19 protein-coding genes and 1 pseudogene are annotated in these 25,974 nt (G+C 71.1%); 16 read left to right on the top strand and 4 right to left on the bottom strand.

The annotated features are described in order from the left end of the window. Positions 1–42 precede the first annotated feature (42 nt). From BMY89_RS07025 to BMY89_RS07000, 6 genes are all read left to right on the top strand, one after another. Entirely contained in the window at positions 43–2,022 is a 1,980-nt protein-coding gene (locus tag BMY89_RS07025; protein WP_092376737.1) for an acetoacetate--CoA ligase, read from the top strand. Between the two features lie 59 nt (positions 2,023–2,081). Beyond that, positions 2,082–2,711 (top strand): TetR/AcrR family transcriptional regulator, encoded by a 630-nt coding sequence (locus tag BMY89_RS07020; protein ID WP_092377519.1) that lies wholly within the window; start codon positions 2,082–2,084, stop codon positions 2,709–2,711. After that, positions 2,708–3,496, top strand: coding sequence for an SDR family NAD(P)-dependent oxidoreductase (locus BMY89_RS07015; RefSeq protein ID WP_092376734.1), 789 nt, complete (start codon positions 2,708–2,710; stop codon positions 3,494–3,496). Before BMY89_RS07020 ends, BMY89_RS07015 begins: the two co-directional genes overlap by 4 nt. Further along, a complete protein-coding gene (locus tag BMY89_RS07010) occupies positions 3,493–4,518 on the top strand; it encodes a phosphotransferase family protein (RefSeq protein WP_092376731.1) in 1,026 nt (341 codons plus the stop codon). The genes BMY89_RS07015 and BMY89_RS07010 overlap by 4 nt, the downstream gene beginning before the upstream one ends. A gap of 182 nt (positions 4,519–4,700) precedes the next feature. Next, positions 4,701–5,798, top strand: coding sequence for a hypothetical protein (locus tag BMY89_RS07005; RefSeq protein ID WP_139217917.1), 1,098 nt, complete (start codon positions 4,701–4,703; stop codon positions 5,796–5,798). A 66-nt stretch (positions 5,799–5,864) separates the two neighbouring features. Further along, positions 5,865–6,161: an amphi-Trp domain-containing protein gene (locus tag BMY89_RS07000; protein ID WP_092376726.1), complete on the top strand. Its 297-nt coding sequence runs from the start codon at positions 5,865–5,867 to the stop codon at positions 6,159–6,161. 54 nt (positions 6,162–6,215) lie between these two features. Here BMY89_RS07000 and BMY89_RS06995 read toward each other — a convergent pair whose 3' ends face one another. Continuing rightward, positions 6,216–6,614 (bottom strand): hypothetical protein, encoded by a 399-nt coding sequence (locus BMY89_RS06995; protein WP_092376723.1) that lies wholly within the window; start codon positions 6,612–6,614, stop codon positions 6,216–6,218. A gap of 86 nt (positions 6,615–6,700) precedes the next feature. Here BMY89_RS06995 and BMY89_RS06990 point away from each other — a divergent pair, with 86 nt between their 5' ends. Then, the gene (locus BMY89_RS06990; protein ID WP_092376720.1) at positions 6,701–7,348 is read left to right on the top strand and encodes an L-threonylcarbamoyladenylate synthase; all 648 of its coding nucleotides are present in this window, start codon (positions 6,701–6,703) and stop codon (positions 7,346–7,348) included. Positions 7,349–7,447: 99 nt separating this feature from the next. Here the strand turns inward: BMY89_RS06990 and BMY89_RS30815 are convergent. Continuing rightward, positions 7,448–7,492: pseudogene (locus BMY89_RS30815) on the bottom strand (hypothetical protein); the annotation flags it as partial. Positions 7,493–7,901: 409 nt separating this feature from the next. Between BMY89_RS30815 and BMY89_RS06980 the strand changes: the two are divergent. After that, complete coding sequence (locus tag BMY89_RS06980) at positions 7,902–10,292, top strand: tetratricopeptide repeat protein (RefSeq protein ID WP_092376717.1); 2,391 nt, start codon at positions 7,902–7,904, stop codon at positions 10,290–10,292. Between the two features lie 52 nt (positions 10,293–10,344). Here BMY89_RS06980 and BMY89_RS06975 read toward each other — a convergent pair whose 3' ends face one another. Then, complete coding sequence (locus BMY89_RS06975) at positions 10,345–11,211, bottom strand: SDR family oxidoreductase (protein ID WP_092376714.1); 867 nt, start codon at positions 11,209–11,211, stop codon at positions 10,345–10,347. Between the two features lie 114 nt (positions 11,212–11,325). Between BMY89_RS06975 and BMY89_RS06970 the strand changes: the two genes are divergently transcribed. From BMY89_RS06970 to BMY89_RS06940, 6 genes are all read left to right on the top strand, one after another. Beyond that, positions 11,326–11,967, top strand: coding sequence for a nucleotidyltransferase family protein (locus tag BMY89_RS06970; protein WP_232521100.1), 642 nt, complete (start codon positions 11,326–11,328; stop codon positions 11,965–11,967). A 151-nt stretch (positions 11,968–12,118) separates the two neighbouring features. Further along, a complete protein-coding gene (locus tag BMY89_RS06965) occupies positions 12,119–12,796 on the top strand; it encodes a hypothetical protein (protein WP_092376709.1) in 678 nt (225 codons plus the stop codon). Between the two features lie 302 nt (positions 12,797–13,098). After that, entirely contained in the window at positions 13,099–13,803 is a 705-nt protein-coding gene (locus tag BMY89_RS06960; protein ID WP_198413969.1) for an SCO2525 family SAM-dependent methyltransferase, read from the top strand. A gap of 363 nt (positions 13,804–14,166) precedes the next feature. Beyond that, positions 14,167–16,008, top strand: a complete 1,842-nt coding sequence (locus BMY89_RS06950) for an SCO2524 family protein (protein ID WP_092376697.1) — start codon at positions 14,167–14,169, stop codon at positions 16,006–16,008. Continuing rightward, a complete protein-coding gene (locus BMY89_RS06945; protein ID WP_092376694.1) occupies positions 16,009–16,938 on the top strand; it encodes an SCO2523 family variant P-loop protein in 930 nt (309 codons plus the stop codon). Continuing rightward, positions 16,923–17,906, top strand: a complete 984-nt coding sequence (locus BMY89_RS06940; RefSeq protein ID WP_232521099.1) for an SCO2522 family protein — start codon at positions 16,923–16,925, stop codon at positions 17,904–17,906. Before BMY89_RS06945 ends, BMY89_RS06940 begins: the two co-directional genes overlap by 16 nt. A gap of 6 nt (positions 17,907–17,912) precedes the next feature. Here the strand turns inward: BMY89_RS06940 and BMY89_RS06935 are convergent, their stop codons facing one another. Continuing rightward, positions 17,913–18,869: an SCO2521 family protein gene (locus BMY89_RS06935; protein ID WP_092376687.1), complete on the bottom strand. Its 957-nt coding sequence runs from the start codon at positions 18,867–18,869 to the stop codon at positions 17,913–17,915. Positions 18,870–19,082: 213 nt separating this feature from the next. Between BMY89_RS06935 and BMY89_RS06930 the strand changes: the two genes are divergently transcribed. Beyond that, positions 19,083–23,297, top strand: a complete 4,215-nt coding sequence (locus BMY89_RS06930) for a HEAT repeat domain-containing protein (protein ID WP_170147745.1) — start codon at positions 19,083–19,085, stop codon at positions 23,295–23,297. 185 nt (positions 23,298–23,482) lie between these two features. Next, the gene (locus BMY89_RS06925) at positions 23,483–25,927 is read left to right on the top strand and encodes a glycoside hydrolase family 43 protein (protein WP_092376681.1); all 2,445 of its coding nucleotides are present in this window, start codon (positions 23,483–23,485) and stop codon (positions 25,925–25,927) included. The last annotated feature ends 47 nt before the right edge of the window (positions 25,928–25,974 follow it).

Raw genomic sequence — 25,974 nt, 5'->3', positions numbered from 1 at the left:
GTGCACCCGGCCAGCCACACCGATCGTGAAGGAAGGTCGACGATGACTGCCATCGAACCGAGCTGGCTGCCGGACCCGGCGCGGGTCCAGCAGACCCGGATCGTGCGGTTCGCGCAATGGCTCGTCGGGCAGGGCCGCGCCAGCCTCGACGACGTGACCGACTACCGCGCGCTGCACGCGTGGTCCGTGGCGTCGCCCGGGGACTTCTGGGCCGCGGTCGCCGACTTCTTCGGCGTGGACTGGGAAACCCCGCCGCGGTGCGCGCTCGCCGAACATCGGATGCCCGGGGCCGAGTGGTTTCCCGGCGGCACCCTCAACTTCGGCCGGCACCTGCTGCGCGCCGGCGACGACGACCAGGACGCGGTGATCCTGGTCGCCGAGACCGGCGAGCGGTCGTCGATCACGTACGGCGAGCTGCGTGCGCAGGCCGCCGCCGTCGCCGGGCGACTGCGCGGCCTCGGTGTCGCGCCCGGTGACCGGGTCGCCGCCTACCTGCCGAACTGCGTCGAAGGTGTCGTCGCGTTCGTGGCGACCGCCCTGGTCGGCGCGGTGTGGGCGCAGACCGGCCTCGACTACGCGGCACCCTCGGCCGCCCAGCGGATGGCGCAGCTGTCGCCCCGGGTCCTGATCACCGGCTCGGGCTACCGGTTCGGCGGGAAGGTGCACGACCGCCGGGACGACGCGCGGCAGCTACGCGAGCTGCTTCCGGAGCTGCGCCACACGATCACCGTGGAGACCGCGGGGCTGACCAACCCGGCGGACGGCCCTGACGCCAGCACCTGGGCGGAGGCGCTGGCCGCCGAACCCGCTGCGGACGGTCTCGCGGTGGGGTTCGACCACCCGCTCTGGGTCCTGTTCACCTCCGGTACGACGGGCCGGCCCAAGGGGGTCGTGCACGGGCACGGGGGAGTGCTGCTGGAACAGCTGGTCTCACCGGGCCTGCACATGGACCTGCGCGCCGGGGACGTCTTCTTCTGGTTCACCACGCCGAACTGGATGATGTGGAACGCCCAGGTCTGCGGGCTGCTGCACGGCGCGACCATCGTCCTCTACGACGGCCGGCCGACCTGGCCGGGCCCGGATGCGCTGTGGCGACTGGTCGCCGATCTCGGCGTGGCCGTGTTCGGCACGAGCCCCGGCTACCTCGAAGCCTCGCAACGAGCGGGCCTGGCGCCGGGCAGGGAGCTGGGCCTGTCGGCGCTACGGCTGGTCGGCGTCACCGGGTCGGTGCTGCCGGGGACCGCAAACGCGTGGTTCCGGGAGCACGTCAGCCCGCAGGTGCAGCTCGGATCGATGAGTGGCGGCACCGACATCGTCGGGATCTTCGTGGCCAGCGCGCCGACCACCCCGGTGTACGACGGTGAGATCAGCGCCCCCGCACTGGGCGCCGCGGTCCAGGTGTGGCACCCGGAAGGCGGCCGGGCGCGGGTCGGCGTGCCGGGCGAGATGGTGATCACCGAGCCGATGCCGTCGATGCCCCTGCACTTCTGGGACGACCCCGACGGCCAGAAGCTGCGGGACACCTACTTCGATATGTTTCCCGGCGTGTGGCGACACGGGGACCTGACCATGATGACCGAGCGTGGCACCGTCGTCATCCTCGGGCGCTCCGACGCGACCATCAACCGACACGGTGTCCGGCTGGGTTCGGCGGAGATCTACGCCGCCATCAGCGACCTGCCCGAGGTGGCGGACGCCCTCGTGGTGGGCGTCGAGGAGCCGGACGGCGGATACTGGCTGCCACTGTTCGTCGTCCCGAACGGCGACGGGAGACCGGCCGAGCTCGTCAGCCGGATCCGGCGGCACATCGTCGAGCGGACCTCGCCCCGACACGTGCCCGACGAGGTGATCCTGCTGCCGAGCCTGCCCCACACGAAGACCGGCAAACGCCTGGAGGTGCCGGTCAAACGCATCCTCCAGGGCGCCGACCCGGAGCGCGTGATCGACCGTGGAGCCGTCGACGATCCGGCGGCTCTGGACATGCTGATCACCTCGGCACGCGAGAGGCGGCGCGAGCCATGAGCCGGTCCACCGAGAACCAGACCCCTGGATTCACGACGAGAGAGGTGACGACCGAGCCGATGTCTGCCGAGTCCGATTGGCGGGAGTACGGGCCGCTCGAGTTCCCCCGCATCCTCGACGCCGCTCTCCAGGCCTTCTACGAACACGGCTATCACGGCACGACGACCCGTGACCTGGCGCGTCGGTCCGGTCTCTCCGTGCCGGGCGTGTATCACTACTATCCGTCCAAACAGGACATCCTCTTCGACCTCATGACGGTGATCATCGACGAGTTGCTGGTCCGTAGCCGGCAGGCGCTGGCGACCGCGTCCGCCGATCCCCGCTCGCAGTTCGACGCGCTGGTCGAGTCGCTACTCCGGTTCCACATGTACCGACGCACCGGCGCGATGGTCTCCACGGCGGAGCTACGCAGCCTGGAGCCGGACAACCGGGCACGTTACGTCGCCAAGCGCGACGAGCAGCAACGGATGCTCGATGGGGTGATCCTCGACGGCGTGCGGGACGGCGTCTTCGCGACCGCCTACCCGAAGGACGCCAGCCGGGCCATCGCCTCGCTCTGCGTAGGCGTCGCGTCGTGGTACCGGCCGGACGGGACGCTCCCGGTCGATGCTCTGCTCGACCGGTACCTCACCATCGCGCGTTCGATCGTCGGCATCAGCGGAGAGACCGCCTCAGGACGGTCCCGATGAGCGCACCCCCGACCCCGGCCGGGCGGTCCAGCGCGACGGACCGTGGGCCGGCCCGGTCCGCGCTGGTCACCGGAGCATCCCGGGGGATCGGGCGCGGCATCGCACTGGCGCTCGCCGCGCGTGGCTGGTCGCTGACCCTGGCGGCCCGCGACCCGGCCCGGCTGGCCGCCGCCGCGGCCGAGGCGAGGGCGGCCGGAGCGGTGCAGGTGCACCCGGTCGAGGTCGACCTCGCCGCACCTGACGCGCCGGCGGCGGTCGTCGCCGCGCACGCCGCGCGGCACGACGGCCTGGACGCTCTCGTCCTCGCGGCCGGCGTGGGCTCGGCCGCACCGCTCGACGGATACCCGATCGCACGGTACGACAAGCAGTTCGCGCTGAACACCCGTGCACCGTTCGTCCTGGTCAGCCAGGCGTTGCCACTCCTTCGGGTGGCGGCGCGACACCGCCCGGCCCGGGGCGCGCGAGTCGTCGCCCTGGCGTCGATCAACGGGGTCTACGCCGAGCCGTCGCTCACCGTCTACGGGGCCACCAAGGCCGCGCTGCTGGCCCTGTGCCGAGGGCTCAACGCGGAGGAATCGGCCAACGGGGTCACCGCGACGGCGATCGCTCCCGGGTTCGTCGACACCGACATGAGCGCGTGGGTCCACGACCGGGTACCACCCGAGACCATGATCCCGGTCGACGACGTCGTCACCACGGTCACCGCACTGCTCGACCTGTCGCCGCGCAGTGTGATCAACGAGATCGTGATCAGCCGCGCCGGGATCAGGGGATACCAGGCATGAACGCCGACCCACCGATGCTCGACGTGCGGGGCGTACGCGCGTTCCTCGAAAGCCAGCGCGTCCCCGTCACCGGACCGCTGACCAGTGAGCTGGTGAGCGGCGGAAAGTCCAACCTCACCTACGTCGTCACCGACGGCACCCACCGCTGGGTCGTCCGACGCCCACCACTGTCCGGCCTCACCCCGTCGGCGCACGACGTGGCGCGGGAGTGGCGGGTCGCGCAGGCTCTGCAGTACAGCGCGATACCCGTACCCCCCGCAGTCGCCCTCTGCGAGGACCCGGCGGTCATCGGTGCGCCGTTCGCCGTGACCGCCTTCATCTCCGGTCAGGTGGTGCGCACCCGCGTCCAGCTCGACGCCTACACCTCACGCGAGCTCGAATCCTGCGTCACCGAGCTGGTCCGCATCCTGGCTGATCTGCACACCGTCGACGTCGACGAGGTCGGCCTGACCGGCCTCGGCCGGCCGGCCGGCTTCCTGGAGCGTCAGGCCCGCCTGTGGTGGCGGCAGTGGAACGAGGTGAAGAGCCACGACCTCGTGGACGCGACGAGCCTGCACTCGCGGCTGGTCGCCGCGCTGCCGCGCACGTCGGCGCAGATCGGAGTGGTGCACGGGGACTACCGGATCGACAACACGCTGCTCGACAGCGCCGACATCAGCAAGGTGCTCGCCGTGGTCGACTGGGAACTCGCGACCGTCGGCGACGTACTCACCGACGTCGCGCTCATGTGCGTCTACCGCCAGCCGCAGCTCGACCCCATCCTCGGCCTCGACGCGGCCTGGGCGAGCGACCGGCTGCCCGACGGCGACGCGATCGCCGAGGCGTACGCCCGTCGGCGCGGCGTGGACCTCGATCACTGGCCCTTCTACCTGGCGCTGGCGAACTTCAAGCTCGCCGTCATCGCCCAGGGGATCAGCTACCGCGCGCGGCAGGGCGCTGCGGCCGACTCGACCTCCGTGGCCGCCGAGGAGGCCGTTCCGGCGCTGCTCGCCGCCGGCCTGCGGGCGTTGGGGCCGGGTTAGCTGGACGTTCAGCGAGGCGCGCGACGCGCGGGGCCGACTGCGCTGAGCCGTGCCCGCCGTGCGCATTCCCACGGCGGTCCGGTGGTCGCCACGGCCGGCGGGCGGTCGGGTCGGGACGTATTCTGGGCGCGCGGTCGCCGTCCTCGCCGGCACCGTCCGATGTGTCCGGAGGAGGATGCTTCTTGAGAGCGCTCGCGGTCCTGGCAACCATGGTGATGGCAGCGGCGGTGGTGGGCGTGCCGGCGCAGGCGTCGGTCACGCTCAAGGAGCCGTTGCGCGGGCTGATCGACCGGGCCGGGCCGGCCAGCGGAGCGTACGCGCCGGTGGTGGACGGGTTCGTCATCCGGGTGAACTGGAGCGACCTGCAACCGCAGCAGCAGGCCGGCACGGACCACGGTGGTGACCTCGACACCACCGCGATCGACGACGCGCTGGCCGCCGCGACCACGGCGGGCATGTCGACCCGGCTGCGGGTGGTCGGCGGCATCCACGCACCCGACTGGGCCAAGACGCTGGGCGGTGGCGACCCGATCCCGTGGTACGCCGAGGGGGTCCAGGTCGGCACGATCGGCCCGTTCTGGACGGCCGCGTACGGCACCGCCTACCAGAACCTGCAGGATCGGCTCGCCGCGATGTACGACGACGAGCCGCGCCTGTTGGATGTGGTGATCTCCCGCTGCACGACTGAGTTCGCCGAACCGTACATCCGCCAGACCGGGCAGCTCAGCCTGAACCGGCCCGGGTTGGAGGCCGCCGGGTACACCGGCGCCGCCGACGACCAGTGCCACCGCGACGAGATCGACGCGCACGACGTGTGGGAGCGGACGCGGTCGTACCTGGCCTTCAATCCGTACCAGCGGATCGACGAGGTCAGCTGGACGGGCTCGGTGGACATGCCGTTCACCCGCGCCATGATCGACTACTGCCGCGCCTCGCTCGGGGAGCGCTGCGTGCTGGGCAACAACTCGATCTACCCCGACCGGCCGAACAACTACTTCACGATGTACGCGTACATCGCGGCCAAGGGCGGCCCGATCAGCTACCAGACGGCGACCGCCGACAAGGTCTGCTTCGACCAGTCGCCCTGCCCGGCCTCGGTGTGGAACCAGACGATGGACCTCGCCCTCACCTACGGTGCCAGCGCCGTGGAGCTTCCCCGTGGCGTTACCGGCTACCCCAGCTGGTCACTCGCGGACGTGCCGCCCGACCACGGGTTGCAGCACTACGACAGCCTGCTGGAGGCGACCGCCGTCGCGGGGCGGCGCGCCTCGGACGGCTGATGACCACGGCGCGCCGACGGCACCCCCTGCGGGCCGGAGGTCCGCTGTGGATGCCAGCATGGCGGGATGGATATCTACGAGGACGCCCGGACGGTGTCGCGGGCGGATCTGGCCGCGTGGCTGCGTCAGGTGGCGAGCCAGTTGGAGACCGGGCAGGTCTTCTACGGAGCAGCGGGGGCGGTCACCGTCGCCGACGAGGTGCACTGCGAGCTGGAGATCGAGCAGGAGGGTGCGGACGAGTACTCGATCGAGATCGAGTTTTCCTGGGTGAACCCGAGGGCCACCCCGGTGCCCGAGGTAGAGAAGGCTGCGGCGGTCGAGGCCGACGAGGAGACCGAGGTGACCGCCCCGGCCAGCGAGTAGCGGCGCGCCGGCCCGCCCGGGGGCGGGCCGCCGTGACCACCCGCGGCCGTGACGTCAACGCAGCCGGCCGCGCCTGCCGAACCAGTCCCGGGAGGCGCGGACGTTGAGGGCCCAGAGCACCCAGGCCAGCAGGGCCAGGCCGACGATCGTGATCGCGCCGAAGAGACCGAGCGAGGCGGCGGCCAGGAGCGTCGTCAGCGCGTATGCCGGGTAGGGCGCCCACGGGCGGCGGGCGGCAAGGCTGATCGCCACCAGCCCGCACGCCCCGGCCATCACGGCGAAGAAGACGACGGCGCCGAGCGAGCCGGTCCCGGCCACCAGCCGGTGCACCGTCGCCAGGGTGAACAGCAGCGACAGCACCGCGAAGACGAGCACGGTGACCCGTACGGGGGTGGGCGTCGCAGGCTGCCGGAGCAGGCCCCGGTAGCCGCCGCCGGAGGGGCGAACGACCATACAGACAACGATGGACGTCGACTTCTTGCGGAGCGTGGCACTGTCGGCAACGCGACAGTGCCGGCGAGCAGCCTAAGCTTCCGGCCATGGCGAGGTATTTCGACGTGCATCCGGACAATCCGCAACCGCGCACCATCGGCCAGGTGGTCGACATCGTCCGGGCGGACGGGTTGATCGCCTACCCGACGGACTCCTGCTTCGCGCTGGGTGCGCAGCTGGGCAACAAGGACGGCCTGGACCGGATCCGGGAGATCCGCCAACTTGACAGCGGCCACCACTTCACGCTGGTGTGCCGGGACTTCGCCCAGCTCGGTCAGTTCGTGCAGTTGGACAACGCGGTGTTCCGCGCCGTGAAGGCGGCCACCCCCGGCCGCTACACCTTCATCCTGCCGGCGACGCGGGAGGTGCCGCGCCGGCTGCTGCACCCACGCAAGAAGACCGTGGGCGTGCGGATCCCCGCGCACCCGGTCACCCGGGCCCTGCTCGACGTGCTGGGAGAACCGCTGCTGTCGAGCACTCTGCTGCTGCCCGGCGACGACGAGCCGATGACCCAGGGCTGGGAGATCAAGGAGCGCCTCGACCACGCTCTCGACGCGGTGGTCGACGCGGGGGACTGCGGCACCGAGCCGACCACGGTGGTCGACTTCTCCGACGGCGAGCCGGAGATCATCAGGGTCGGCGCCGGCGACCCGGCCCGGTTCGACCAGGGCGCCGGCCCTTCGGTCAGTCGGTAGGTGCCGGCCCGTCAGTCGGTGACCGGCAGCGCCTCCGGCCAGGGTGACCTGCTCGGCGGTCGAGCTGTCCGGCCCGCCGGCCCGGACCAGCCGGCCCACCACCGAGTGCGCGGCCCGGAACGGTACGCCGTGCCGGGTGAGCATGTCGGCGGCGGCGGTCGTGGTGGCACCGGAGGCGACGATCTCGGCCGCCGACGGCGGCTCCAGTGGCTCGATCGCGGCGAGGAAGCCGCCGAGCAGGGCGAAGAACCGGTCGGCGCGGTCGTTGCTCCCCCAGAGCCGCACCTGTACGCGCCCGGGTGTCTGCGGAGGGGATCCCCGCGTCCGGGAGAGGTGCGGGTGACTCTGGAGAGGGCATCGGACAGCGGGCCAGGTTGCCTGGCCGGGTGCCCGAGCGGCGTCACGAGGCGGGTTGGCCGCCACGCCCCCGTACCCGTGGCGGCCCCGTACCCCCAACCATCTGAGCATGGCGATGACCACACCCGGTGAACTCCAAACGATTCCACATGAGGCACAGTGGAATCGATAGACACCTCATCCTCACGGGGGCGCCATGCAGGTTGACACGTCCACCGGTCCTCCCGACCCTGGGTCGGCCCACAGTCTCGACGAGTTGGTCGGCGTTCTGCGCGCGCTGAAACTCTGGGCCGGCGACCCCTCGTACGAGACGATCACCCGGCGGGTCAACGAGCAGTGGCGGACGGACCACCGACCGGCCGCCGAGCTGGCCCGCAGGGGCACGGTCGTGGACTGCTTCAAGACCGGCCGGCGCCGGATCAACGCCGACCTGGTGCTGGCGGTGGTGCAGGCGCTGCATGGCGAGACGGGCTACCTGGCGCACTGGCGGCAGGCGTTGCGCGTCAGTCTCGCCGAGACCACGGCGGCCGCCCAGGTACGGGTGCTCGACCGGCTGCCGGACGACGTGGCCGCCTTCACCGGGCGGCAGTTCGAGGTGGATCACCTGCGGCAGGCGGGCGGTTCGACCGTTGGCACGGATCCGGCGACGCGCGGCCCGGTGGTCTGCGTACTCGCCGGGATGGCGGGGATCGGCAAGACCCAACTGGCGGTCCACGCCGGCCGGCTACTGGCCACCGAGGGGCGCTACGACACGACGCTCTTCGTGGACCTGCGCGGCTTTCACCCCGACCCGGGGCAGCCGCCGGTCGAGCCGGCCGCGGTCCTCGACGGCTTCCTGCGTCTGCTCGGCTGCTCCGGTAGCGAGATTCCGCACGGCCTGGCGGAACGGGCGTCGGCCTTCCGTGAACGACTCGCGGACCGGCGTGTCCTGGTCGTGCTCGACAACGCGGCCGGCACACAGCAGGTACGCCCGCTCCTGCCGAATGCCGCCGGCACCCTGACCCTGGTCACGTCCCGCCGCCGGCTCGCCGACCTCGACGCGACGGTTCGCCTCGACATCGACCTGTTCACCGCGGACGAGGCGGAGCAGTTGCTGGTGCGGTCGGTGCCGGGCGTGGCGGTCGGTGCCGATCCGTCGGCGCTGCGGCGGGTCGCGGTGCGCTGCGGACACCTGCCGTTGGCGCTCAGCGTGGTCGCCGGTCAGATGGCGGCCCGACCCGAGTGGACGGTCACCGATCACGCCGATCGGCTGGACGAGCGCCACCGTCATCGTCGGCTCGACACCGGTGTGGAGCTCGCGCTGCACCTGTCCTACCAGCACCTGCCCGAGCAGCGGCGGGCGCTGCTGCGTCGGATGGCCGGGCATCCCGGCGCGGATCTGGACGAGCACGGCGCCGCCGCCCTGCTCGACAGTGATCCGTCCGCCGCCGCCGCTCAACTGCGGCATCTCGCCGCCGAGTACCTGGTCCAGCAACCCGTCGCCGGCCGGTTCGCGCTGCACGACCTCGTCCGGGCGTACGCGGAGGAGCGCGCCCGGGACGAGGACCGGCCCGCGGATCGCCAGGCCGCGTTGACTCGCCTGTTCGACCACTACCTGTACAGCGCCGCTGCGGCGATGGACGCGCTGTACCCGGCCGAGCGGCACCGCCGCCCGCCGCTGCCGCAGCGGCCCCCGGCCGGCCCGCGGCTCGACAAACCCAGGGTCGCACTGCGCTGGCTGGATGCCGAACGCGCCACACTCGTGGCGGTCTGCCTGCACACGGCCCGCAACGGCTGGCCGCGACACGCGGTGTGGCTCGCCGGCACCCTGTACTCCTACCTCGACAACGGCGGGTACCCGGCCGACGCCATCACCGTGCACACCGAGGCCGAGCACGCGGCCCGGCTGCTCGGTGACGACGTCGCCGAGGCCACCGCCCTGACCAACCTCGGTGTGGCGGGGTGGCAGTTGGGCCGCTACCCGGAGGCGGCCGGGCATCTCAAGCGGGCACTGCCGCTGTTCCGCGCGGCCGGTGACGGCCGGGGTGAGGCCCGGGTGCTGGGGAACCTGGGCGTGGTGCACAGCTCGGCGGGGGACTGGGAGGGTGCCGGGGCATACCACGAGCTGGCGCTCGACCGCTTCGTGCAGGTCGGTGACCGGGTCGGCGAGGCGAACACGCTGACGAACCTGGGCGCTGTCCACGAACGGCTGGGCCGCTCCGGCGCGGCGGCCGAGCAGAACAGCCGCGCCCTGGCCATCTTCCGCGAACTGCGGCATCTCGGTGGCGAGGCGACCGCGCTGAACAACCTGGGCGACACCTACGTCACGCTGGGCCGGTTCGCCGACGCCGTGGACTGCTACGAACAGGCCCTGGCGATCTTCCGGGACATCGGTGAGCGGTACGGCGAGACCTGCGTACTCAACGGACTGGGTCGGGCCCTGGCCGGACAGGGCCAGCGGGACGCGGCGGTCGCCCGGCACGTCGAGGCCCTGACCCTGGCGACGGAGATCGACCGGCCCGAGGAGCAGAAGCGGGCCCGCAACGCGCTGACCCAGCTGGCGGAGCCGGTCGAGCGGTTCGTCGAACCTGGCCGGGACCGCCCGTAACGGGACGCGCCCGCCCTCGTCCGGGCGGGCGCTCGCGTGTCCGCTTCTGCTGTCAGCGTCGCTCCGGCGTGCGCGGTGGCCGGAAGTCGTCGGCGTGCTCGGCGGCCCACTGCGCGAAGGTGCGGGCGGGCGAGCCGGTGAGTTCTGCCACCGTCGGGGTGCACGGCTCGGGTGTGTCGACCAGCGATGCCCAGTAGGCCAGTGCGGTGTCGGCGTACGCCGGATCCGCCCAGCTGAGCAGCTCCGCCCGCGCCTCGGCGAGCGGGGCCCGCTCGACCCGCACCGGACGGCCGGTGACCGTGCCGATGATCCGTACCTGTTCGGCCTGGGTGATGGACGCCGGACCGGTCAGGGCGTACGCGGCACCGCCGTGTCCGGCCTCGGTCATCGCCAGCACGGCCACCTCCGCCACATCCCGTTCGTGGATCAGTGACCGGGAGGCGGCCGGGTACGGCATCCGTACCGGCCGGCCGGCACTGATCGCCGGTGCCCACTGCAGGGTGTTCGTGGCCAGGCCGCCGACCCGCAGGAAGGTCCACTCGACGTCGGTCCGCCGGATCGCGTCCTCGACCTGGCCCCAGAAGCCGTTCTCGATCGGCGGGCGGTCGTCGCGTACGTGCATCGCCGAGACGTACACGACCCGCCGGGTCGTGGCGGCGATCGCCTCGGCGACGGCCGGCGCGCCATCGGCGGTCATGAACGGCCACAGCAGGAAGACCGCGTCGGTCCCGGCGAGCGACCGTTTCAGGGTCTCGGCATCCCGCAGGTCGCCGTGGACCGCCTCGATGCCGTCCGGGAGCCCACCCGGGCTACGGGTCAGGGTGCGTACCGCGATGCCGCGATCGCGCAGCGAGGTCACCACGTGCCTGCCGATGTTGCCGGTCGCGCCGATGACCAGCGCCCGTTCGATGTCTGTCATGCGCCCATGCTGGAACTTGAAGGCCCCTTGAGGTCAAGCAGGGCGTCGGCATGCCCCTGGCGTCGATCGGTGACTCGTCCGCCGGTCCAGGCAGAACGGTGTTAGCGTGCGGCGGTGCGGGTCCGTGGGGTGACCGGAGTGGACGCAGCGGTCGCCGGGCTGGTGCTCGCGGCCGGCGCGGGCCGGCGCTACGGGCAGCCCAAGGCGCTGGTGGAGTTCGACGGCCGGCTGCTCGTGGAGCGGTCGGTGGCCACCGCTCGGGCCGGCGGTTGTCAGCCGGTGCTGACGGTGCTCGGTGCGCGGGCCGAGACGGTCCGGGCCCGCGCCGACCTCGGTGCCGGGTTGGTGCTCGACAATCCCGAGTGGGCCACCGGCATGGCGTCGTCGTTGCGGGCCGGCCTCGTCGCGTTGCGGTCGACCGAGGTGGTCGCGGTGGTGGTGCTGCTGGTCGACATGCCCGGCGTCACCCCCGAGGCGGTACGCCGGTTGACGGCGCTCGCCGCGCCGGAGGCGTTGGCGATGGCGGGCTACGGCAACGCCCGTGGCCATCCGGTCCTGCTCGGTCGGTCCCACTGGGCCGGCGTCGTCGCCTCGGCGGCCGGCGACATGGGTGCCCGCGCCTACCTGCGCGAGCGGTCGGCGGATCTGCGGGTCGTGCCCTGCGGCGATGTTGCCACCGGCGGCGACATCGACACCGAGGCCGAGCGCGACAGGTTCCGGCCCGCTGGCGACCTCGGGGGGCGGGGCTGGCCGTGAGGGGTTCGTCGGATGGGATGGTCGCTGCCGCCCGGCCGGCCCATCTTTCGGATCGGTGCGAGGAAAGTCCGCCATGTGGGAGCAGAACTATCGACGCCCTATAGCAGAAGGACTAGTCTCCGAGACAAACAGCCGTCGATGGAGGGGTGACATGTCCCGTCGAACCGGAAGGCCCTCCTACCTGCTGACCTCGCCCGGCGGCAAGGGGCGGTCGAAGACCTGGATGGTCGCGGTCGCCGCCGCGGCGGTGCTGGTGGCGGCCCCGGTGGGCGGGCTGGTCGGGCATGCGGTGGGACGACCGAGCCCGACCGAGGCGAACATCGCGCAGCTGCAGAAGGCCGAGGTCGAGCGTGACGCGCAACAGATCGTCGAGCTCACCGCGATGGCGCACCAGACAGGGCAGGAGCTCTCGCCCATCCTCCAGGCCGTCAGACAGGAGGCCGAGGCCGGCCGCACACCCGAGGCGGCCCAGGTCAGCCAGTGGCAGCAGACCATGAATCGACTCATCGCCCAGTTCGCCGACCCGCCGTCGGGCATGACCGCCACCAACGTCGCCAGGGGCGGGCTGCGCAGCGCCGTGGAGCAGACGGCCGTCGCGGTGGACTCCGTCGCCCTGGCCCTGTCGGGTCCCGCCGCGGGGCGTACCGAGCAGCTGGCGCTGGCGGCCCGGCAGGCGACCCTCGCCGTCACCACCTGGTCGGTGGCCGCGACCCAGCTCGATCAGATCAACATCGATGCCGGCCTCGGCCATCAGCACGTGCACCTCGATGCCGGCGAGGTGGAGGGGGCTCTCACCCCGGACGGCGCGACCGAGGGCTCCGGCGGGTAGGTCGTCCCGACAACGACCAACCGCCGTCGGCGCCATCGCGCGGAATGTGGACGATGCGCCGGTGCGGAAAGAGGGATCTTGACTGCCCGGCGGGCCTGTCGTCCGCGTCGCCACTTGCGAGTCGGTATCGCGTCCGATGCATAATGGGCAATGGGCTGAGCGCGTCGGAGCGAGGGCCAAAGTGATCTGCCAACCTCAATGGAGGCACCTCCATGGCATTGATTCCGGCGGCTGGCTCGGGTTGCAGTGGGCCGTCGACCCCACCGCCACGAGTTGATTCCCGGAGGCCAGCCAATTCCGAGGTGGAGTGGGACGGCTTCGACCCCCGGGCCTACGTCCAGCACAACTACTCCGTACTGCGCGCCGATGATCGCGAGCTGCTCTGTCGGATAAGAGACTTCTTCGCGGGTGCGAACATTTCCGAAGTGCGCTGCGTCGACGTGGGGTCGGGTGCAAACCTCTACCCGGCGCTGTCTCTTCTGCCATTCGCACAGAGCGTGGACCTGTGCGAACTGTCAATGTCGAATGTGGGCTGGCTGCGCACCCAGATCGACAACTACGACGGCTGCTGGGACGCGTACTGGCGGGTGTGTGCGGAGCATCCGGCGTACTCGGCGCTCGCCGATCCGCGACGCCGGCTGGCACAGGTGGGACGCGTGCTGCGGCGCAGCGTCTTCGATCTGCCCAGGCGTGCCTGGGAGGCGGGCACGATGTTCTTCGTGGCCTGCTCGATCTCGGCCGACCGGATGGAGTCCGAACACGCGGTCGGCCGGTTCCTCGGCGCGCTGCGCCCCGGTTCACCCTTCGCCGCCGCGTTCATGCTCGGGTCGAGTGGCTACCGCGTAGGCCAGCACTGGTTTCCGGCCGTGGAGCTGCAACGCGCGGAGGTGGTGGCGAGTATCGCGGCCGGCGCCCACGACGTCGACATGTACGAGGTGCGACCCACGCCGTCGCTGCGCGACGGGTACCTGGGCATGCTGCTGGTCACCGGCCGTAGCCGAGGCTAGTCCCTGGGTCGAGAGTGGCCGGCGTCGCCGTGCACGGGCCCCGGAGCGGCTGCCGGTGGCCGTCGACCGTGACCCGGTGGGCCGTGACCAGGATCGGCGTGACACCGCCGGGGTGCACCGTCCACGACGGTTCGGTGTGCCGGTCGTATGCGGACACTCCGGTACCGGGTCGTTCGACAACACGGGTACGCGCGGCCGTTCAGGTGACGCTCCGGCAGGGATACGATGGAGGACGCACGTCACCGTGGGTCATCGCGTGCCAGGTAACACCGGTAGTACCGTTTCGACGGCTCCAACGCTTCGACGGCTCCAACAGTTCGAGGGTTCCAGCAGTTCGACGACGACAACAGACGGCGGTGAACGATGCGGATACAGCCACGCCAGGAGATCCTCGACATCTGGCGGGCGACTGTGCGCAGTTGCTGGCAGAACTCCGAATGGCACTGGGGTGGCCGGAGCGGGACCAATTCCATCAGCGACGCGGAGCAGCTGTTGACCCTGCTGCTGCCCGCGACCAAGGTCCCGGTGCTGGCACTGGATGATCCGGACCGCATCGACGAGGAGGTCATCGAGGCGCTCAGCGCGATCGGTGGCGCGATCGAGATCCCGCGCCGACTGGTCGGCCTGATGAGCGACTATTTCACCCGGTACACCGACGACAGTGGTGTCCCGATCTTCGCCGGCGGCACCTACCTCACCCCCGTCGACGGTGGCCCGGACCTCACCGAGGAGCAGTACTCCCTGGACATCGTGGACTCGTACGCGGTGTCCATCACGCTCACCCTGGCGACGATCGGTTTTGTCAAGATCTACCGAGGTTCGACGCAGCGGCGCGACCTGCTGGCCCAGTTGGACACCCTGGAGACGATGGCCAGCGTGCGGCTCACCGCCGCCATGGTGGGCCTGCTGCGCAGCTTCAGCACCTCCGTCTTCACCTCCACCGACGAGCTCGGCATCCGACTGTGCGACATGGTCAACCAGGACGGGCGACCGCGTCGGGAGGTCGTGGCGACCCTGCGCGAGCAGCTGCGGGACACGATGGCGAGCCTGCGCAGTGTGGTGATCGGTTCCGGTCGGGTGACCGAGGACCTGGACAACAGCGAGATGCTCTTCGAGTGCGGCTGGTCCTGGGGCACCATCGCCGGGGCCGAGGAGGTCCCGACCAGCGAGCCGATCGGCGCGCAGCGCGAGGGCTCGGCGGAGAACGCGCCCTATCTCTACTTCACGGTCATCGCGATGGACGCCATCGACGACCTCAACTCCGAGCGTACCCGCCTGCTCGGGTTGCTCAACGAGGAGCAGCAGCGGCTGTCCCGTGCCCTGCAGCTGCGCTGGGAGCTGACCCGGACGTACTGGGCGACGGTGGCGACCTTCGGCAACCGGCGGCGCTGGCCCATCGAGGACATCCCCTGGCGGACCACTGACGGCGACCGGACCGACTACTACACCCTGCAGGCCACCTCCCTGGCGGTGAAGGGCCTGATCGCCGGCGGGCGGGGCGGCGACGAGGAGTTCGGACGGATCGCCAGCGTGCTGGTGGAGTTGGCGCAGCGGGCCCGGATCACCCGGCGGGCCTCGCCCGACGAGTCGGCCCTGGTGGTGCATGCGCCCGGCAAGCAGGTGACCCTCAACGACGCCACCTCCAAGCCGATCATGACGTGGAACGTCAACGAGTTCTCCACGGTGCTGCTGCTGCGGGCCGCCACCGTCGCCGGCCTGCTGAACAATGCCCGGCAGCGCAGCGAGTTGCTCGAACTGGCCGACGAGGTCTGGGAGCATCTGCTGCTGCGTCGGATTCCGGACAGCCGGTACCGCGGGCTGTGGGATCACGCGGCCGGTGCCTTCCCCGGGCTCGCGCCGCCGCCGGTGGCTCCCTCCTGGTACCTCACCGAGCGGGTGGTGCACGCGCTGGTCACCGCCGGCCAGCTGCTCTGGGAACGGCCGTTCCCACGGGCCGGCAGCCTCGCCAGGTACGCGCAGGACCTCATCGACGAGGCCGAGTACCTCTTCGACCGGGAGCTGATGCGCGGCACGTTCGCCGGCGAGGCGATGCAACGCAGCATGCGCAGCATCCGGGCCAGCCTGCGCCAGGCGCAGTCGCTGGTCGACGACCGTCCGGGCACCGCTGCCGCCCTGGCGAGCAGCCTGTTGCTGCTGCTCAACGACGTCACCACCGGCCAGCAGAAGGCCAGCGAGGGGATCTGAATGCTGGTCTTCGTCACGTCACACAAGGGTGGCACCGGGCGCTCGGTGACCGCGGCGAACATCGCCTACCGCAGCGCGTTGTCCGGTCGGCCCACCTGCTATCTGGACTACGATTTCGGCTCGCCGACAGCCGGCATCACCTTCCAGATCCCGCAGGCGATCAACGGAGTGGAGGGCGCCGGGCCGAACGGCGGCGGCCTGCACCGGTACCTACGTGGCGAGATCCCGTCACCGGAGCAGCTGGATGTGTGGGGCACCTCGGAGCGGGTCAGCCTGCGTCAGCGCCCCACCGGTTCCGGCTCCCTGGTGCTGCTGCCCGGCCAGCGCAACGGCAGCGAGTTCGGCTTCACCAACGACATCGGTCGGCGCTGCGCCGAACTCTTCCTCCGGCTGGAGGAGGAGTTCGACCTGATCCTGGTGGACCTCAGTGCCGGCCGTTCGTACGCCAGCCAGATCGCCCTGGCGGCCACGGCCACCCCGACCCTGCGCAAGGTGGCCGTCCGCTGGCTGGTCTTTCACCGGTGGACCCCGCAACACGTGATGGCGGCCGCCGACCTGGCCTTCGAGGCCGGTGGAATCCTGGCCATGGGCAAGGAGTACGGCCACGAGCCGGACCGGCTGCGAGAGTCGATGCGGTTCGTCCGTACGGCGGTGATCGACTCACGTGGACCGGAGGTCGGTCACCTCGATCTGGCGCAGCAGGCGTTCCTGCGCAAGTGCGACTCCGAGCTGTCGGAGCTGGCCCGGCGGCGGGGCACCGGGCGCACCACGCTGCTCGGCACGGTTCCGCTGGACCCGTTGTTGCAGTGGCGTGAGCAGCTGATCTCGGATAATGACGTGCAGGCAAAGATCGCCAACGCACGGACGGTGGACGCCTTCGTGGAGCTGACCGAGAAGCTCTTCGACGAGACGGCATGGGAGACCGTGTGATGAGCGTGGATGTCAGGTTCCAGGAGGCAGCCGCGGTGCGTCGGACGGAGAGCGTGGCGTACTCACACCTGTCGGTGGAGTTGGGGCACGTGTACGCGGAGGACTTTGGCGACGACTGCCGGGAGCTGCGGCGCAAGTTCGAGCGGATCGCGGACTGGGCGCAGGTGGTGCCGGCGCTGGCCCGCCGGGGACTGCGCCCGCATCGACAACCCCGGATCAGCACATGCTTCCTGGTCGACGACTACTTCCACCGGTTCGCCACCCCGCGGGAGGTGATCCCGCAGGTGCAGCGGGCCGCCGCAGAACAGGGCCTGGTGCTGGACTATGTGGCCCGGGAGTCGAGCTTCGCCCGGCACGACGACGTCGAGCTGGCCCGGTTGGTGGTCGACACACTGGTGGTGGAGCCGCCCCGGCACACCAACGGCAGTCGCCCGCCGCTGAGCGAGTCGGGCTGGCTGTCCAACGGCAAGCGCTCGCCGGGTCACGCCGGCGCGCCCGCGATGACCCTGCCGATGCCCTGGTCGCCGCCCCTGCAGTCCGGCGACCCCCAGCATTCGATCTTCGTGGACGTCGAGTTGTGGTCCGACGAGCCGGAGCGTCGGGTGTGGGCCTGCGCGCTGCTCGCCTCGGTCTGGCAGATGACCAGGCTGGGCGTGCTGCGGCACCGGGGCCAGACGGTCACCCAGCCCTACCGGCTCTCCGCCGACGAGCCGCTGCCGACCGATTGGGATCAGCTGCCGGCCATCGTCCAGTTGAACCCGTCCGCCGCGCCGTTCTGCGGGTATCGCACGGTGACCCTGATGGACACCCGGTACCTGCCGGTCGAGCTGGCCGTGCGGACCATCCTGGGTCAGGTGGCGGTGTCGCCGGCGGTCGCGCGGCAGGTCGCCAAGCGGGCCGTCGGTGAGGGCGTGGAGCTGCCCGAGGAGCTCGTGGACCGGCTGAGCTACGTGTTCATCGGCGAGTGAGCGCGGTCAGCGCACGCACGCCTGGTCGACCGCCACCCGGCCGGCCAGCTCACGCAGCAGGGCCATGTTGCCGACGGTGATCTGATCCCGGATCCAGTTGACCGACGACTGCCACTGTCGGCTGAAGCCGGGCACCTGCTCCAGCCGGTCCCAGATCGGCCGCAGTCGCGGATCGACCCGCGCGCCGGGCAGCCAGAGGTGCAGCAGGTGCTCCAGCACCGGGCGGAGCCGCTCGATGTGCTCCTGCGCGGAGCCGGTCCGGGTCACCGCAGCCTCGACCAGCGCGGACAGCATGGTGAGCAGCCAGTCGTGCAGGGCAAGATCCTCGCAGAGGCCGGCGACCGCCGCCGGCACGTCCTGCGGGCTGACCGTGAGCCGGACGGTGCGCAGCGTCGGCGAGTCCACCGCGACCAGCGCCGTGGCGGTGTCGCCCGGCTGCTGGTCGACCTGAGCCGTCCACCGCAGCCGGGTACGGGCCGCACGCAGCGGCGGACGCCGGTCCAGTAGGTCGGACATCTGCACGCTGTCGAGGACCCGGCCGGTGATCGCGTCCAGGTTCAGCACATCGGCGGCGTTGCCGTGCAGGAAACCCGTGGCCAGATCCTCGGCGTCGAGCTTGCCGACGGTCTCCAGCATCCCCGAGTTGGCCAGGTAGTACGACCAGGGCCGGCGGCGTGCCCCGGCGGCGACCTGGATGATCGAGGACGCCTGGACGATCCGGCCACCCGTGATGATCGCCCGGGTGACCACCGCGCCCACCCCACGCAGCTGGCGGTTCTTCGCACTGGGCAGCCAGCAGTCCACCCCGGTGCGGACGTCGGGCGACACCGCGTAGAGCGACGGGCGGCGCGAGGTCAACACGGCCTCGCCCTCCACCAGGCCGAGCACCTCGGCGCTCTGCTCCTGCGCCAACGCCGTGCTGTGCTGTAGCAGGCTGGTGTGCACCTCGCCCACCGTGAGCATGGTTCCTCCGCATCGGCATCACCGGGACACCGGCAAGCACGGGCTCCGGCCGACGACCGTACCCGAATCCGTCCTGGGTCATCATATGCCCACCCCAGCGGGGGGAGCCGAAATGTGGCGGTGGGTTTGCCGACCTTCACGGGGCGGATGGATGTGATGGCGGCTGATATTTTGAAGAATGCGGTCGCCAGCCACCCCTGGAGTTTGCCGTCCATGAAGGTTTACATTTCGGCCACCCAAAAGGACCTGCTGGACTATCGCGCGGCCGTGCACGCGGCAGCGCGTCGCCTCGAAATCGAGGACGTCGCGATGGAGGCGTACGGCGCCGACATCCGGCCGCCTCTGGAACGCTGCCTGGCCGACGTCCGCCGATGCGACCTCTACATCGGCCTGTTCGCCTGGCGGTACGGCTACCGGCCACCCGGCCAGGAGTCCTCCATCACCGAGCTGGAGTACCGCGAGGCGCTCGCAGCCGGGAAGCCCTGTCTGATCTTCCTGCTCGCCGAGGACGTTCCCTGGCCGGTGGACATGGTCGACCGCAACGGCGACTGGCGGCAGGTCGTCGCGCTGCGGCGGGAGTTGAAGGAGCGCCACCTGTGCGACTTCTTCTCCAGCGTGGACGACCTCTCGGCGAAGGTCACGGTGGCGCTGGCCGACGTGCGCAGCGGTCGGTCTCCCGGGCGCGAGCCCGGCGACCCGGACACCCACCTGCCGGAGGCGGTGCGCGGCCAGTACCACAAGCAGTTGGGGTTGCAGTACCACGCGGTGTCCCTCGACGGCGTCTCGCCCCGTCCCACCATCGGCTACCTCACCATCGGTCTGTCCACCGTCTTCGTCGAACCCCTGGTCCGCGAGGACGCCCGGCCGGAGATGCCGTTGGCCTGGTGGCGTTGGGCCGGATCCGGCTCGGACGGTGACGGCAGTCAGCTGCCGGGCGTGGTGGATCCGCAGGAGGTGGAGCGGCTCTGGGAGGAGTACGCGGCCAAGGAGGCGTCGGCGCTGTTCGACGTGGTCTGCGACCCGGCCCGGCGGGCGATCGTGCTGCTCGGCGACCCCGGCTCCGGTAAGTCCGCCGCCGCGCGTTACGTGGCGCTGGCGCTGGCCGGGGTCTGCGACGAGCCGCGCCTGTCGGCGCTGCACCGGTACCTGCCCGTCCTGATCGAGCTGCGTTCGTACGCCTCGCATCGCGGTGACGGTCGCTGCGACGGACTGATGGACTATGTCGGGCACCGGCACCAGCAGGGGCTGACCGGGATCGACCGGGACGTGCTGGAGGCTTATCTGCGCCAGGGTGGCCAGGCGCTGTTCCTCTTCGACGGTCTGGACGAGGTGTTCGACCCGGCGCAGCGGGAGGAGATCGCCGCGCAGATCGCCACCTTCGCCGCCGAGTATCCCGGGGTACGCACGGTGGTCACCTCACGGGCGGCCGGCTACCTCCGGCACACCTTCGCCAACGCCGGCTTCGACCACTTCACCCTGGAGGATCTCGACGACGAGCGGATCGAGCGTTTCCTCGGCAACTGGTACCGCTACGTGATGCCCACCCCGCCGGCCGAGGCGGACCGACAGCGACGGCAGATCCTCGAGGTGCTGCGCCGGTCCCGGGCGATGCACGAGATCGCCGGCAACCCGCTGCTGCTGATGCTCATGGCGATCGTCGGCCGGGACAGACCGCTGCCGCGCAACCGGCGTCGGCTCTACCTGCACGTCACGGACGTGTTGATCTCGGAATGGGACGTCACCAAGCAGCTGCGGGAAAGTCACGGCGAGGTGCCGCCACTGGATCCGCAGGCGAAACTGCGGCTGCTGCGCCACCTGGCCTTCTGGATGCAGTGCCGTGAGTCCGGGTCCGCCGGAAATTACATTGAATCGGATGAACTGTCGCGCATCTTCCGGGATCATCTGGTGGAGTTCTACGGTTTCGAGAACGAGCGCGCGCACGCGATGGCGTACTCGATGATCGACAAATTACGCCAGCGAAGCTTCATCCTGGAACGGTACGGGCTGCGGCTGTTCGGGTTCGTACATCGGACGTTCCTGGAATTCTTCTGTGCCGAGGAGATCGTGGACAGGTTCGACCATGATCCGGACGCCTGGGGGCTCGACCGGCTGCGGGCGTTGTTCCGCGAGCACTGGGCCGACCCCTCGTGGCGGGAGGTGCTGCGACTGGTCGCCAGCGCGTTGCCCGCCGACGCCGCCAACGACCTGGTCACCCTGATCGCCACCGAGGTCAACCGTCCCTGGCCGCCACTGAATCTGGCCAGTCCACCGTGGAACCTGGTCCTGGCCGCACAGTCCGTGGCGGAGGCGCCGCAGCCGGCCGGGCTGACCGGTGCCGGTGCGGCGGTGCTGCGCCAGGTCGTGCTCCTGGTCGAACATGGCATCTCCGTCGAGGACCCGAACCTCGTCGAGCTCACCGAGCAGGAGTTGCTCTCCTCCGTCCGGGCGCTCGGACCGCAGTGGCCCGGCCGGGCCGTCTTCTTGAACTGGTATCGCCGCCGTGGGGTACGCACGAGTTGGCGCTCCGGCTCCACCTTCGCCACCCGGGTCGCCGCGGTGCTCTCCACCGCCGACGAGCAGCTGGAGGAGCTGCTGGTCCGCGAGCTCGGGCAGGGCCGCGAGCGGCAGGCGCGGATCACCCTGGTCGCCGGCCTGGCCGAGCTGGCCGGCCGGCCGGACACCAACAGCCGCAGCCGCCGGCACTGCCACGACCTGCTGCTCGGGCAGGCCCGGGCGGAGGGCTCGACGGCGGTGCGGCAGGCCGCGGTACGCGCGCTGGTGACCAACTTCGGTGCCGGTACCGACCTCGTCGACGTGTTGCGTGACCTCGCCGGATCGTCCGATCCCGCGGTGCGCGCACTCGCCGTGCAGTCTCTCGGTGGCCGGGCGGAGCAGGCCGAGGACATCCGTCGGTTGCTGCTGACCCGGGCCACCGAGGATCGGGACACGGGGGTACGCCGGGCGGCGGTGGCCGTGCTCGCCGCGCGCTGCGCCGACCTGCCGGGCATCGCCGAGACGTTGCAGCGGCTGCTGGCCACCGACACCGATCCCGGGGTGGTGCAGTGCGCGCTGGGCTGCCTCCTGGAGTTGCCCGAGCACGCCGAGGCGGCCCGCAGTCGGGCGCTGTCCCGGATCGGCGGCGACTCCCACGACGACGTGCGGCGCTGCCTGGTCACCGAGCTGCTGCCCGGGCGACCCAGCGCCGAGGGCACCGAACTGCTGCTCAAGCTGGCCGGATCGGACGCCTCCGCGCGGGTCCGCGCGGTCGCCGTACAGCGGCTGGTGCTGGTGAACGACCCGGACGGACGCTGCCGGGACCGGCTGGTGGACCGGATCGAGCAGGACGAGGACGCCGCCGTGCGGGCCGCGGCGGTGACCGTGCTGGCCGACCGGTACCGCATGGATGACACCGGATGGACGGTGGCGGCACATGCGGCGCGGGCCGACGAGGACGCGACGGTGCGGCTCGCCGCGGTGCGTGCGCTGGCCGAGGCGTACCCGGATCACCGCACCGGCGAGCTGCTGCTGGAACGGGCCCGTCAGGACCTCACCGCCAGCGTCCGGCTCGCCGCGGTCGACCTGCTCACCGGCCGGACACTGCTCGGGCACGCCACCCGCGAGCTGCTCATCAGCCGGGCGTCCCGGGAACGGGACCCGATCGTCCGGCTACGGGTCACCCGCAGCCTGGCACGTCTGGGTGAGCCGCTCAACGACGACGTGCGGGAGTGCCTGGCCGAGCAGCTCCGTCGCGACCCGGATCCGAACGTGTTGCGGGCGGCCGCCCAGGCGTTGGCCCGCGACGGCGGGGCCGGCAGTCTGGTGGAGACGCTGTCCCGTCGGGCCCGACGGGACAGCTATGCCGGCATCCGGCTGGCCGCCGTGCAGAGCCTGAGCGCGTACGGGAGCCCGGACGTGGTGACCGACGTGCTGTTGGAGTGCATCGAGTCCGACACCGACCCGGCGGCCTTCGACGCGGCGGTACGCTGCCTGACCGGTCGCGGCTCGACGTCCATGGCGGTGACGTTGCGGCTGATGCGGCGGCTGGCCGATCAGGACCCGGCGATCCGCGCCCGCATCGCCGCCGCGCTGGGCGAGCACTTCGGCAGCGATCCGGAGGTCCGGGTGCTGCTGGTCGGGTTGGTCCGCGACGATCCGCATCTGGAGGTCCGACGCCGGGCCGCGGAGCAGCTCGCGGCCACCCTGGCGGGGCGCGTGGGGGTGCGGGAGCTGCTGATGCGGCTGGTGGACGACGAGGACTGGGAGATCCGTCGTACGGCACTGCTCGCGTTGGCCCGCCACTACGGCGCGGACACCCGGACCCGGGAGATTCTCATCCGGCTGGCCCGTCAGGAGGACGCCACGATCCGGGGCCTGGCGGGGCAACTGCTGGCGACGCTGCCCGGCACCAGTCCCGACGACTTCCCGTGACTCGGTGGCACCTCGCCCGGAGATCCGTGGGCGGCGTGGTCACCCCTGGTCGGAGTGCTCGCACGGGCGCTCCCGCTGGCCCTGTTTCGTGGACATTTCAGATCAGTATCGGTCGAGGTCTTGACCATCGATGTTAGCGCTAACACTATTAAGGCCCCCGTAACGCTCGTGTCTGGAGCTCGCCAATGCAGGTGTCGGACGGCCCTCCTGCCCCCCATCCCCGACATCGGTGGATCCCGCTCGTCACGGTCGGCGCGCTGCTCGGCGCTGCTCTGGTCACCACCGGCGGTGCCGCCGGGGCCGCCGACGAGTGGTCACCCCGATCGTCGTACACGTCGACCGATCGGGGTGGCGGCACGTACACCGTGCCGCTGCTGCGTTCCGACGTACCGGACATCAGCGTGGAGCGGGTTCCGGCCGCCGAGAGCGACGAGGGCCGGGACACGTACTACATGATCAGCACGACGATGCACCTCAGTCCGGGTGCGCCGATCATGAAGTCGTACGACCTGGTGAACTGGGAGATCGTCAACTACGTCTTCGACCGGGCGAGCATCGGCGACTCGTTCTCGCTGCGCAACGGCCAGAACTCGTACGGCCAGGGCCAGTGGGCATCGTCGCTGCGCTACCACGAGGGCGTCTTCTACGTCGCCTTCAACACCAACAACCTCGGCGGAGCGTACATCTACCGCACCGACGACATCTCCAACGGCGGATGGCAGCGTACGGCGCTGGGGCGCGGCCTGCACGACCCGTCGCTCTTCTTCGACACCGACGGCACGCCGTACATCTTCTACGGCTCCGGCGGCACCAGCGCCGTGCGGCTCAACGCCGACCTGACGGCGATCACGCAGGACTACCCGAACATCTTCACCGCGGGCAACTACGCCGGCCAGCCGTTCATCGGCGGCCTGTTCGAGGGCGCGCAGGTCTACCACATCGACGGCTGGTACTACGCCGTCATCATCACCTGGCCCACCGGTCAGGGACGGCAGGTCGTCATGTTCCGCTCGCGGGAACTGCTCGGCCGCTACACCTCGGCCGGTGGCGTGAACACCTACGAGGCGCGCGGAGTCCTCAACTCCAACGGCTTCGCGCAGGGCAGTCTGGTGCCGATCGCACGCGCCGACGGCGGGACCGACTGGCACGGCATGTTCTTCCGGGACACCTTCCCGATCGGACGCATTCCGGCGCTGATTCCCGCCACCTGGTCCGGCGGCTGGCCGACCTTCGGCAACAACGGAGCGGTGCCGGTGGACGGCCCGTTCGACAAGCCGATCGCACTCAGCCCGGCCCAGGAGCGCTTCGAACGGCAGAAGAGCATCGTCGTCTCGGACGACTTCGCCAACGACGCGCCGCACAAGGCGTACCAGGACGAGCAGTGGACGATCCCACCGGGGCTCGAGGACGAGATCGCCCCCAACGGCTCGCGGCTGGACCTGGCGTGGGAGTGGAACCATGCCCCGGACAACCGGTACTGGTCGCTCACCGACCGGGAGGGCTGGTTGCGGCTGACCGCCGGCAAGGTGGTCACCGGTCAGTACGTCTACACCAAGCTGTCCAACCGCGCGGAGCTGGCCTGGTTCGAGGAGGCCCGCAACACGCTCTCACAGCGGACGTTCGGTCCACGGCAGTCGGTCGAGACCAGGATGGACATCTCCGCCATCAAAGATGGTGACGTCGCCGGCCTGGCCGCCTACAACCGCGGATTCTCGTACGTGGCCGTCAAGCGGACCGACGGGGTCAACACCATCGGCGTGGTGAACCGGGGCCAACCCTTCGCGGTCGACCTCGACCAGGCGACGCTGGAGACCTTCCTGCCGGGCACCACCGTCTCGCTGGGTGACGCGACCCAGGTTCACCTCAAGGCGGATCTCGACTTCGCGTCACCGACCGGCCAGCTCTGGACGACCTTCCACTACAGCCTCGACGGGCGGCAGTGGACGCAGTTGGGCAGCCGGGTGGGCCCGCAGACGTTGGACGGTAGCCTCGCCCACTTCATGGGCCACCGGGTCGGCCTGTTCAACTACGCGACGCAGGCGACCGGCGGGCACGTCGACTTCGACCACTTCCTGCTCAGCGACGTGCTGACGGCGCAGCACCGGCCGTTGGACAGCACCGCTCTGGATGCCGCCATCGACTACGCCGGCACGCTGCACGAGGACGACCATCCGGCCGTCGCGTGGGCCGCGATGCGGGCCCGGCTCGCCGAGGCACAGGCGGCGCGGGCAGCCGGATTCGGTACCCAGAATCAGATCGACGCACCGGAGCGGGCGCTGAGCTACCAACTGGCCCGACTCGGCACGCTCACGGCCGACCAGCCCACCCTGCCGGTCACGGTCAGTGCGCAGGTGCGGTGCGTGGGCGGTAGCGCGTACGTGGCGGTGCAGGCCCGTAACGACCATGACGCTGCGGTGGACGTGGTGCTGGAGACCGCGTACGGCCAGCGGTCGGTGCCGAACGTGGTCCCCGGGGCGAACGCCTACCAGCAGTTCAACGCGCGGACGGCGTCGGTGCCGGCCGGCGTGGCGACCGTCCGGGTCACCGCAGCGATCGGCGACCCGGAGGGGACGACCGTCCACACCGCCACATACCCGGCCCTGCACTGCGGGCCCCTTCGGTCCCAGTGACCACGGCGGCGTGGGTGGCCGCGCACCGCCCGCGCCGCCCCGGATCC

It is taken from the genome of Micromonospora phaseoli, from assembly GCF_900109115.1.
GTDB lineage: Bacteria > Actinomycetota > Actinomycetes > Mycobacteriales > Micromonosporaceae > Micromonospora > Micromonospora phaseoli.
The sequence above is the reverse complement of the archived record's forward strand: the minus strand, read 5'-3'. Positions and strand labels throughout refer to the sequence as shown.